Source organism: Alkalihalobacillus bogoriensis ATCC BAA-922 (assembly GCF_000621445.1).
Classification (GTDB): Bacteria; Bacillota; Bacilli; order Bacillales; family Bacillaceae_F; genus Bacillus_AO; species Bacillus_AO bogoriense.
The window spans coordinates 1-12,241 of record NZ_JHYI01000039.1; the positions used below are offsets into that span (position 1 = coordinate 1).

General features: G+C 35.7%; 9 protein-coding genes. 1 reads left to right on the forward strand and 8 read right to left on the reverse strand.

Annotated features, from left to right (window positions below; translation table 11 throughout):
* Positions 1-358: 358 nt before the first annotated feature.
* The 7 genes from T323_RS0114270 to T323_RS0114300 form a co-directional block, all read right to left on the reverse strand.
* Positions 359-3,901: a chemotaxis protein CheB gene (locus T323_RS0114270; protein ID WP_051556542.1), complete on the reverse strand. Its 3,543-nt coding sequence runs from the start codon at positions 3,899-3,901 to the stop codon at positions 359-361.
* Between the two features lie 196 nt (positions 3,902-4,097).
* Positions 4,098-4,457 carry a VOC family protein gene (locus T323_RS0114275; RefSeq protein ID WP_026673900.1) on the reverse strand — a complete coding sequence of 120 codons (360 nt, stop codon included), beginning with the start codon at positions 4,455-4,457 and terminating at the stop codon, positions 4,098-4,100.
* Positions 4,458-4,781: 324 nt separating this feature from the next.
* A complete protein-coding gene (locus T323_RS0114280) occupies positions 4,782-5,153 on the reverse strand; it encodes a YybH family protein (RefSeq protein ID WP_026673901.1) in 372 nt (123 codons plus the stop codon).
* A 93-nt stretch (positions 5,154-5,246) separates the two neighbouring features.
* Positions 5,247-5,621 (reverse strand): nuclear transport factor 2 family protein, encoded by a 375-nt coding sequence (locus tag T323_RS0114285; RefSeq protein WP_026673902.1) that lies wholly within the window; start codon positions 5,619-5,621, stop codon positions 5,247-5,249.
* A 58-nt stretch (positions 5,622-5,679) separates the two neighbouring features.
* Positions 5,680-6,441 carry a class I SAM-dependent methyltransferase gene (locus T323_RS0114290; protein WP_026673903.1) on the reverse strand — a complete coding sequence of 254 codons (762 nt, stop codon included), beginning with the start codon at positions 6,439-6,441 and terminating at the stop codon, positions 5,680-5,682.
* Between the two features lie 524 nt (positions 6,442-6,965).
* Positions 6,966-7,676: a GNAT family N-acetyltransferase gene (locus T323_RS0114295; RefSeq protein ID WP_026673904.1), complete on the reverse strand. Its 711-nt coding sequence runs from the start codon at positions 7,674-7,676 to the stop codon at positions 6,966-6,968.
* 293 nt (positions 7,677-7,969) lie between these two features.
* On the reverse strand, positions 7,970-9,754 hold the full coding sequence (locus T323_RS0114300; protein ID WP_026673905.1) for an ABC transporter substrate-binding protein: 1,785 nt from the start codon (positions 9,752-9,754) through the stop codon (positions 7,970-7,972).
* A gap of 119 nt (positions 9,755-9,873) precedes the next feature.
* Here T323_RS0114300 and T323_RS0114305 point away from each other — a divergent pair, with 119 nt between their 5' ends.
* On the forward strand, positions 9,874-11,106 hold the full coding sequence (locus T323_RS0114305; protein WP_026673906.1) for an MFS transporter: 1,233 nt from the start codon (positions 9,874-9,876) through the stop codon (positions 11,104-11,106).
* 494 nt (positions 11,107-11,600) lie between these two features.
* Here the strand turns inward: T323_RS0114305 and T323_RS0114315 are convergent, their stop codons facing one another.
* Complete coding sequence (locus T323_RS0114315) at positions 11,601-12,212, reverse strand: YdhK family protein (RefSeq protein WP_026673907.1); 612 nt, start codon at positions 12,210-12,212, stop codon at positions 11,601-11,603.
* Positions 12,213-12,241: the final 29 nt, after the last annotated feature.

Sequence of the window (12,241 nt, forward strand, 5' to 3'; positions counted from 1 at the left end):
CTCATTTCTCATAAAGTTTGATGTGAAATTTATACATATTTTCTATATTTTTAAATCAAAGTGAATCTGGATTAATATTCTTCATCAATTGTGGATATATTTGCAAGGCCAATGACATGTGTTCCGTTATTCTTGAAAAAATCATCATAATTCAAACATTATCGGACATCTGTTCCGTTATGGAACATATTCACAGCCCAATCATCGTGAGTTTCAACAAGTAACGGATCTTGTGTCCGTTAGAATTTTGAAAAGGCATTAACAGCACAAATAACAGAATAGATGTCCGATAGATACGAGTAAGAACGTACGCAAAAGGAAGAAAGCCGACTCTAACTATGTCTGCTTTCTTCCTTTGTTACAATATAATTGTTATATTCGTGCCTTTATTAACTTCACTTTGAATGGTCAATACACCATCATGATTATGAATAATCTTTTGTGTCACCATCAATCCAAGCCCCGTTCCTTTTTCTTTCGTTGTAAAAAATGGTTGTCCAACCTTTTTACGAATATTTTCTGGAATACCCTTACCTGTGTCTTTTATGCTAATTTCGATCGATTCTTCCTGCATTAAGGCTGTAACCGTCAATGTCCCACCATTTGGCATCGCTTCGATCGCATTTTTTATCAGGTTAATAAACACTTGCTTAATTTGATATTCAACACAACGGATTTGATATTTTTCAGTCTCCAGCTCTTTTATAATTTCAATATTGTTCATATTAGCTTGAGCTTCGAGTAGTCCACATACATCTTTAATAATCGTGATTAGATTTTTCTCTTCAAACTCTATCGAACGTGGTTTACTTAAAAACAAAAGTTCACTTACTATCATATTTATCCGGTCGAGCTCAGAATCCATAATTTCTAAATACTTTTTTCCTGCTGTGTTTGTTTCCAATAATTTCGTAAAACCTTTTAAAGAGGTTAGAGGATTTCGAATTTCGTGTGCTACCCCTGCAGCAAGCTGACCGATCGCTAACATCATTTCAGACTCAAGCAACAATGTTTCGGTGTGTTTTTTCTCAGTCACATTTTCGGCAATACGAAGAAAGCTAAATGTATCTCCTTCTTCATTTAAAAGTGGCATCAGTGTGACAGACTCCCATACTTGTTCGCCATGCTTAAATCGATGTTCCACTTCACCATCCCACATTTCTCCAGACTCGAGCTTTTTCCATATTTGCTCCTCATCCTGCGGTAATAAATCATCTAGTGTTGTACCTTTTATATCTCCTTGTTCAATACCTGTTTGCTTCGTAAATTGTTCATTGGCATATTCGATTTGCCCTTCTTTATTAAAGATAGATACACTTACAGGGCTGTTTTGTATTGCGTAAGAAAGCAACTGGAGCTGTTCGTTTAATTTTTTCAAATCTGTAATGTCGTGGAATGTTAAAACAACCCCTTCAAGCTTTTGATTTTTCGACAAATACGGCAGCACTCTAAGAAAATACCATTTCCCATCTTTCGTTGAGATTTCTTTTTCAATGGCTTGGGAGCTTTCGAGAACTTGTCTTGCATCCTCTACAAAAGAATAATAGGTAAAATTATGCGAAATGTGACTAAGTGGTCTCCCAATATCCACTTCTATTACATTGATTTCTTTCTCTATCGCAGGCGTAAAACGTCGAATACACAAATTATCGTCAAGGAAGATCGTACCGATTTTTGTACTAACTAAGAGATTATCCATATCATCTGTTAATTCAGTCAACAACATTATTTTTTCTTGGTATTCTGTATTAACCGTCATTAGCTCTTCGTTTAATGATTGTAGCTCTTCATTTGAACTTTGCAACTCTTCATTAGCTGCAATTAATTCTTCATTTGTTGATTGCAACTCTTCATTTGAAGTTTCAAGCTCTTCTTTTGTAATTTGCAAATATTCTTTTGTATGCTGTAATTCTAATTCTAATTCATCAATCCGCCGAACAAACTCATTACTTGAATCAAATTGTTCTTGTATACGAATATGCGAAACCTTTTGCCCACCTTCTTCAAAAAAGAGAATGACCAAGTTATCATGATCGTGCAAACGAAAAGGTTTGGCCTTTACATTTATTATTTTCTCTTCCCCTTCTATTTTCACTTTCACATCATGATAAAAAACTTCTACTTGGTCTTGACGGACTTTACGAATCGCTGCTCGAACGGTTAAATCCAAATCTTCATGAACAAGTTTTAAAATATGTGTCGTTAGCTCACCTTGTGGAAATCGAAGAATTTGATGAACGGGACCAGTAGAATGAATCATTTTATTGTCTTCATCAATGATGACAGTAGGTGAAACATATTCTTTCAGAATCGCCTTATCAATGGCATCTGAAAATGAATAAGTTGTCGGTTCAAAAGAAGAAAATCCCGTTTTCTTTCGTGACACTCTCACTCGATTTATTATATGATCATCATAACTTATCGTATTTGGTGTATATGGACTTTTACTATGACGATATTGATAAATACTCCATTTTCGTATGTAAGGATTAAATAAAGTTGATTTGCCAACGGTTTCACTCGATCCTAAAAATAAATACCCTTTTGAATGTAAGGCAAAGTGAAATAGCGACATCAGTTTTTGCTGTGATTCTGCTTGTAAGTAAATGAGAAAGTTCCGACATGAAATCAAATCTAAATTAATAAATGGCGGATTACGTAAAAGATTATGTTGGGCAAATACAATCATCTTTCTAATTTTTTCACTTACTTGATAGCCTTCACTTGTCTTCGTGAAAAATTGGTTCCGTATTTTTTCAGGTATAGAATGTGCGGCCGATTCAGAGTAAAGCCCTTGACTCGCAAACTCAATTGCAACCTCATCAATATCTGTAGCAAAGATTTTTATTTGATATCGTTCTTTTATTTCATCCATATACATTTTACATAATATAGCTAGCGTATACGCTTCTTCCCCTGTTGAACACGCCGCTACCCATATCCGAATTTCTTTCGATTCTTTATTATTTTCAAAAATTTGCGGAATGACTTCCTTTTGTAATTCATTAAATGCTTCTGGATCACGAAAGAACGAGGTCACTCCAATTAACAAATCTTTCTTTAAATTTGTGATTTCATCTGGATGATTTATAAGAAATTGTAAATAATCATGTAAATTAGAGAATCGATTGATCCCCATTCTTTTCTCGATCCTGCGCATTACACTTTTTAATTTATAGTAAGAAAAATCAATATGAAACATCTTTTTAATCAATAATAAAATGTCAGCAAAATCACTGTTTTCATTTAACTGATTTTCTGTTATTGCTAATGGTAAGGACGATATACTATAGTTTCCTTGAACAATACTTTGAATCTCTCTCCCAATTTCATCGGCCTTTAGAATATAGTCAACCATTCCTGTTAAAATCGCACTTTTCGGCATCCCGTCAAACTTAGCATCTGTTTCTTCTTGAACAATCGTAATTCCGCCATGTGCTTTAATTGCTTGAATTCCTTTAGAACCATCACTCCCCGTTCCTGATAAAATAACTCCGATTGCATTTGAATTCTGATCTCTCGCTAAGGAGTGAAAAAATAAATCGATTGGTAAATGAAGTTTCGTATCGATTTTTTCTGTTAGTATCAGTTTGCCATTTTCTAGTGTTACCGTTTGTTTTGGTGGCAATAAATAAACATGATTGGGCTGTATTATCATATTGTGTTCAATTTCCATAATTTTCATTGTTGTATGTCTCGTCAGGAGCTCTGCCATAAAGCTTTTATAATTTGGGGATAAATGCTGAATAACAACAAAAGCAATCCCCGTCTCAGCCGGTAAATGATCAAGCATCATCTCTAGTGCTTCTAACCCACCCGCTGAAGCCCCGACTCCTGCAATATAAAACGATTTTCTTTCAAGATTATTTGCTTTGTTAATTTCTACATGAGCTTCATCCAATGAAAAATAACCCCTTCCCTCACAAACTCCACATACCCTATTAAAGCTAGTATACAAAAAAAAGAGAGTTCAAAAAAATATTTCCTCACTTTTTGAATACTGTGTTTCGTATTGTTCTATTTTCCCTTTCTAAAAATGAGAAAAAAGCCTAAATAGTTTCATTTAGACTTCTACATTAAAAGATTATTAGAATCTCTTAATCGATTCTACAAATCATTAAATGGTTCCCATCGGGGTCTTTAAAATTAAACCAATGACCATGTTCAATCCCCGTTATCACTTCGATTCCTTTGTCTTTCATATACTGATAGGCTGCCTCAATATTGTCTGTATTAAAATGGAGCAACGGTGTTCTTGCATAAACATCAGGTGTATAAATTTTGCTATCAAGCACGATGTTTTGTCCATTATTATCTAGAGGTATGCAACAAAGATGGCCATGAATAATATCAAATGTTGGCTCTAGCTGTAACAACGAACAATACCAGTCACGCGCTTTTTCAATATCACTTACCGGAATGAAAATAGCGCCAACTTTATTTTGAATAATTCCCATTAACGACACACTCCCTCTGTATTCTTTTAACACATATTATGAGTGTGGTTAGGGGAAATTGGAATGTGTAGGAAGGCCCAATTTCTTCAAAATAACAAAACACGATATACCCTCACTTCACGTTCGGACATTTGTTCTGCTATTTCATAAAAAACTAGCTTTTTTCAATCTTTATCGGACATCTGTTCCGCTATATAACCATATCAGCTTGGAATCAATCGCCATTATGGTTAGTTAACGGAACAGATGTCCGATAGCATTTGAAAAAGTGATGTTTTAATTAAATTAGCGGAACCAATGTCCGTTAGAATATATCGGTATCTTTTACTTTTGCAAACTACTTAAGTGTTCATGTTTAATTTTCCAATTCCCGTCGTTGTCTTTCACAAATAAATTTGTCGCTCTACCAGAACCTGAAACAAACTGACCATTAGCATATCCTTCGTAATGGTATGTATAAATACTCGTTGCTGAATACTCATCTACAGAAAGCCACTGGACATCTGTAGCAGAATATACCTCTTCTTGTATAACAGTCCAAGCGTTTTCGAAGTATTGTTGAATCTCTTCTTCTGTTTTACAAGTTTTGTCAGTGAACCAATATACAGCATCTTCATGCAGGAGCTGTTTTACGTTGGCGAAGTTATGTGTATTTGTTGCTTCTATATATTGCCTTAATGCTTTTTCATAACTCATTATTAATACCACCTTTTAAAGGAATCCCTGTTTTTGTACTACCTTCAGAACACAACGTTTCGTTTCTAGCATTTTTTCGTTCTCCTCTGTTTGTTAAGGTCTCTTGAATTCATTTACTTTTAAACTTGTAATCGTTCCTTGATGAAAAGACAACTGCCATCTTTCATCAATGTATTTCCATATCGAGCTTCGTAATGTATTACGATTTCTCGTTTTATCCTCAATAAAATATGTTGTTAGAACAATATCATCCGCTAACATTTGCAAATCAAAATGATGCAACGTCATATCAGTTAATACAACTCCCGTTTCCAAACACTCTTCTTTCGTAAACATAAACCCAGAGCTTCCGATTTCATAAAAATCATCTGCCAAAATCTTGTTCATTTCCTCCCGCGATTGTCGTACGGAAAGAGCCGTGTGACGTTCTTCTAATCTTTTAATCTGCGCTTTTAATTGTTCACTCATTTTTCTTCCTCCCTTAGCTATTAGAAAAGGCCATCTGTCTAACAGAGGCCTTTCTACATTAATTCATTGTCGCTTTTATAATAAACCGATGTTGATTTACTTCAAAATAACCTTTCTCATTAATGAGTAAATGAATGTCATACAACCGTTCTTTGAAAGCTTCAACAGTGAAATTTGGAACTTGCCACGATACTGCTTTTAAATAATAGATTAATGCCCCGACATCATAAAAGCGTAGGTGCGGATACTCTTCTTTTGCTGTCAATACAGTAAACCCATGCTGTTCGAGTTCTTTTTTTGCAAAAGTTTCATTCCAATGTGCGTATGGTCCTTTTTCTGAAACACTGAGCGCTTTATTTATTCCGATACAATCAAATCCCCCCACTTGTTGCGTAAAAAACAAGCCGCCTCGTTTCAGCACTCGTTTTACTTCTTGTGGGTCATATGCTTCATGTCGATTTATAATGACAGCAAATTGATTGTCCTCAAAAGGAAGTGGAGCATCTTCTTCAATCGCCACAACGGTTACACCTAATGGGGTTAACCTTTGTTTTGCTACGCTAACATTTGGCTTATACCCTTCTGTCGCCACACACACCGGCGGAAAGGGCTGAAGCTTCGAAAGAAACTCGCCTCCCCCTGTTCCCATATCTAATAAGGAAGAAGTTGTTTGCACAAGCGACATTGCCATACTTCCATATGACCATGAAAGTAAGCTATTATTCATTCTTCCTGTTTCGGTGATAAAGGAAAAATCCCAGCCCGAGAAAGGTTCTTCTATACTGTTTAGCAATTGATAAAACTGTTGTTTTTGATCCATATCTTTTCCCTCCGTTACTCTTTTATTTTAATCGTAGAGTATTTCATTTGCGGAGGAGCTCTTGGACGGTTTTATATGTTGTGTTCATAACCTTTCATATTGTTCCACCTCTCTTCGCTTTCAATTATTTTTCATAGTATACCAGATTATCGAGTTAATTTCTTCCATTTTATGTTATTGCTGCTCAAGTGGAACCTCTATTTCAAGTTGTGGTTCATCGTTAGATAAAAGTCATAGTTCTCAAAGATTTTTCTATATCCGTTCGGACATCTATTCCGTTAATTTCACTAAAACCACTCATTCCCCTAATCGTTCGGACATCTGTTCAGCTATTTGCTTCATTTCACGTTACTTCCTTGCTTTTTTCCGTATGTAACGGAACAGATGTCCGTAACGATTTGGAAAGAGGCATTTTTTCTTTCATTAACGGAATAGATGTCCGATGATTCGTCCCATTATTCCAAGGCTTTTTTTCTAATCCCGTTTTTCTTAATCTACTTGAACTCTGATACTATTTAAATGTTTTATCCCTTATCAAATATATGCACATCACCAATTTTCTTAAATCCTAATGATTTATAAAGAGGAACCGCCATTTCGGTCGCTACTAGAACACTGCCAATCGTATCAACACTATTCATCTCCTGTAACAAGGTCTTACAAACTTCTTTTGCTATTCCACGCTTTCGATAATGAGGGTGTGTAAAAACTTGATGAATACAAACCATTTTATTAACTAGCATCCCTTTTCCATAACAAATAGGGTTTTCTTGCTTATAAAAGTATGAAGAAACAATCTTTTCATTGTCAAAATCAATTACTTCTCTTTGATAAAAACTATTTATAACATTCGCTGTTTCTGTTTGTTTGACCTTATATACATGTTGATTAGGAGAATATCGTGGAATAGGTGCAAGTGACATGAGTATATCGTGGAACTTTAATTCATAACCGTACTGTTCACACTTTTTATACCATTCTGGTGTGATTAAGGTCTTCGGGGAAAAACAAAATATCCAGTGGGGCTGTTCAAATATTTGTAGATTATTATTCTCTTTAATAAGGTATGGAGTCTTAACCATAATACCGTGCTTTCTCCCACCAACTTCTTTATTGAAAGTAATTTGAACATATTCGTTGGCATACCTAATATCTTCTATCACCTTTTCTTTTAGCTTACAAAAGCTTTCAATGTAAGTATCAACGGCACTAGAAAAAGTAATGAACTCGGACATATTACGCCTTCCCCCTTCATCATTTTCAATTTATCTTGGCTAGAAGATCATCCCTTTTTTCACACTACGAATATCCATACGGACATCTATTCCGTTAATGTAACTAAAATTACCCATTTCCCATTTCGTTCGGACATTTGTTCCGCTATTTTCGTCATTTCAAGTTACTTCCTTGCTTTTTCCCGTATGTAACGGAACAGATGTCCGTAACGATTTGGAAAGAGGCATTTTTTCTTACATTAACGGAATAGATGTCCGATAGACTCGTCTATGCAAGAAGTTCACACGCCCAGCTATTTAAACCATAATTTCTTATAGCTCACCCGTCCGTACCGTTCTAATGAAACTCCTTTTAACGCCGCTTCCTTGACATGAACAGCATGACGCCGGTGAAATAAGTTGATGACCACACGTCTGTCAATTAGACCTTTTTCTAATTCTATCAGTTTTTTCAGTTGGTTTGTCCGTTCTTTCTCTTGCCGAATGTCTACTAGTTTTTTATGAAGTTCACTTGTTAACTCACCATCTAATAATGGCCGGACAAAGGCACCTTTCAAATGAAATAACCGATAAAACGAATAGACTAAATCATGTCCAAAAGCGAAGCCACCCATTACGATGTCCGCTTCTTGTAACCTATCTTTTTTTATCAGTTCATCAATTGGAAAAACAGCGGTTTTTACGTTCACTCCGATGTTGGACCATTCTTTTTGGAGCCAACTTATTTCTCTTAACACCGATGCATTTTTTCTAAGTTGCGTTCCGTAAAGGGTGATTGTTTCACCCTTGTATCCCGCTTTAGCTAACAAGGCTTTTGCCTTTTCTTTATTATATTCATGACCTGTGGCACAGTTCGTTTCACTAATTAATTGACTTTCAGCAGGGAAATATCGTTCCTTTTCAATGTCATCACATAGAGCTTCTTTATTTATTGCATATGCTAATGCTTCTCGGAAAAACTCTGACTGGTGCAAACCATCCTTCCATAAATTAAACGTAATGTATGTTGCTCCTTCTTCAGGAAATTCCACTTCTTGCCACGCCATCGGGGTATCATCTGTTTGCTTATTTACATCAAAATAAGAAATCATATTTGGTACTTCAGTTTCATCCGGCATCGTAATAATTTCGACTTTATCTAAAAAAGGACGTCCATTGAAATAGTACGGATGGACTTCTAGTCTCATCAATGTATCATCATGAACCGTTACCTTAAACGGACCTGTTCCAATAGGATACTTTGTGAAGTTAGGTTCGCTTTTGATGACATCAAGTGGGACAATCGACAACTGTTCATGACACAAGGCATGCGGAAATAAATAATCCGGCCCATAAAGCTGAAACTGAACAACCCACTTTTTTATTTTCTTTATTTCTTTTATATTCGTAACCATCCAACCATTCGGGAAACTTCCGGTTTGTAACCGTTGAAAGGTTTCCACCACATCATCAGCGCTACACTCGCGGCCATGGTGAAACAAGACCCCTTTTCTTAAATAAAAGGTCCATGTACAGCCAGAAGAATCAACTTCCCAATAATGGGCTAATGATGGCTCCACTTGATTTGTTTTTTCATTAAAAACTAGCAATGTATCAAACAAGTGGTTGACGATGTGGTTTTCATGAATAGACTTTGTAAGAGGCGGGTCTAGATGAACAATGGAATGATAAAACGGATAGCGAAGAAGATGAACAGAGTCATCCTCTTTTGTTTCTTCAAAATATCCAAATTGGCCTTGTAACCACTCATTTATTTTTTTCCTATAGTAAGGTGACATGGCAGAGAGTAATTGTAAGCCTTCTCTATAGTGATTTGCTTTAAAATACGTTTTTGCCATCGAATACATAAGCTCATCTTGATTTTTTAATAACGTTAACGTCGGCTTTTTTCCCCTTCCATATTCCACTTCCCAGTCAATCCACTGCTTTTCCTTCATCTCATTAATCACTTTTTTTGTATATCTTGGGGAACAGCATAAAAGGTCAGAGAGTTCTTTTACGGTTATGTGGAAAGGATCATTTTCTTTTTGACTAGGTAATCCTTTTCGTAGATGTAGATAATGCTCTGTAATTTTCATTTGAATTTCCCTCCCACTTAAAAGGTGAACATATTAAAATGATATGAACACTTTTTAGACACCTTTTTGAAATTTACACTAATTGTAGCATAAATTTCTAGTTTGATGAGGTGTTTATTATGAAAGAAGCCGTTCAATATTCTGAAACACAAAAGCCTTTATCCCTTTGGAGGAACCGTCAATTTCTTTTGTTATTAAGTGGAAGTTCTATATCTAATCTGACATTTTACCTTTTTACACTTGCTTTGCCGATTATTATTTATGAACTTACAACATCCACCTTAGCGATGGGTACGATGAGAGCGATAGAGTTTCTCCCAAATCTACTACTAGCAATCTTTATTGGTGTTATCGTCGACCGTTTTAGCCGAAAGAAAGTTCTATTAAGTTCAGTTTCAGTACAGGCGATAGCTCTCGGTATGATCATTGTGATTCTCGCTTCTTCCCATTTACAATTATGGCATTTGTATTGTTTAGGTTTTATTTTATATACTGCTAGCTATACATTTGGGAATGCCTATCATACCGTCTTACCACTAATTGTAGGAAAAGCTCAGTTAGCTTCTGCTAATTCGATTATATCCTTTTCCCAAACTACGATTAGGTTAGTTGGTCCAGCCTTGGCTGGCGTCATATTATTGGTTCTAAATTATATATTCGGATTGACTATTACACTCATTGGTTTACTTTGCTTGCTTCTGTTCACTTGTTTGTTAAAGGTGCCAGAAGATCAAACATTACATGCAGAAAAGAAAAGTATATTCGCCGATATTAAAGAAGGGTGGAACTGTTTACTTGCCAATAAAGAACTTTGGCATTTAACGATTATGGTTCTGTTAAGCAATATTGCATCAGCAGCCACATTAGCGATATTAGTCTTTTATGCACTTGATTCGATGAAGGTCATCGAAAGCCAGCTCGGTATTATATTATCAGGGTCTGCAGTAGGTGGATTAATCGCAGCTTTAATTGCTAAGAAAATTACGAAGTGGATAAAGAGAGGCCCTTTGTTTTTGCTTTCACTCGGACTTGAGAGTTTCGGCTATCTTCTCCTCTTCTTTTCTTTTGATTGGTATTGGTTAGCGATCGGGATGTTTTTTAATGGATTTACAGGCGGAATTATCAATATTCATTACTTTACCCTTCGCCAAGAAACAACGCCGAACCATTTACTTGGCAGAGTGGCAGGTACTTCTTCGATGATGATGAAATTAGCCGTCCCTTTTTCCTTTTTAAGTGTTGGGGCGTTAGGAGAAGTGATTCCTGTTCATTATATTTTCCTAGGATCATGTTTGTTGACGATTTTAATTATATTGTACTTGGCAAAAACACCAGTGGCTAAGATGAAATAAGAGAAAAAAGCGCAGGCTATTTTCATACGCCTACGCTTTTTTATAGTTTGTAATTTTTGAAAAATAAAAAAAGAAGGAAATATTTTCTTTTTATTGTATAGTTATTAAGAAATACTTGTTCAACTGAACGATTAGTAGAACAATCGGTAAGAGCAATTAGAAAAAAAGAGGTGAAACCAATTGGATGCATTGTTGATAATTATCGTAATAATTATTTCTTTATGGTCGCTTACCAAGACTTTGGAAAAACTTACAGACAAAATTTTAACAAGTCACAACAAGCAGAATGAACTATTGGAAGAAATAAAAGCAAGACTTGATAATGAGGTAAAAAAATAAGGATGATCCGCTAATCGAAGTGTCAGTCATATCATTGATATGGCTTTTTCATTATTTTAGACCTCATGTGAATATTTCACTGTAATGTCATTCTATTTTCGATAAACGCTTATCAAGATACCTTTTACTCTTCGTTTGTAGACAAGACGCATTTATTAATGACCATGGTGAGGGCCTAGTTCTTCTTCTGTCACCCATTTATGATTCGTAATAACATCTCCCCCTGTTGTTAAGGTGAAATCAACCATATAAACTGTTGTTTTTTGAACAGAGTCAATCGTTGCCACTGCACCTTCCATGCCTGTCATATGATCTGCATCAAGGATCACTTCTGTACCAACTTCCACTGGCGCTTCTCCAACATCCGCTAACTCTTCGTGAATGACCCATTTATGATTTATTTCAGGATCTCCACCTGTTGTCGGTGTATATGACACGGTATACACATACGTTTCATACGCCCCAACAACCGTTGCTTCGGCCCCTTCCATTCCACTCATATGACCATCAACGATTAAGGCGGTTTCCCCGACTTTGTATGAAGGATTTTCGGCTACTTTTAAGTTTTGAGGAACTTCACCTGAACTAGAATGATCCATATGGGCATGATCGTCATGATTCATTTCCGTTTCTTCTGTTTCTTCCATTTCTACTGGTGTTGCTTCGTCATTTTCATGAGCATCATGTGGTTCTTCATTCGTATTTCCACAGGCCGCTACTGATAAAGCTATAAAAATAACCACTGTACCAAACATCGTTTTTTTCATACCATCACCCCGATAATTATTTTACTTTA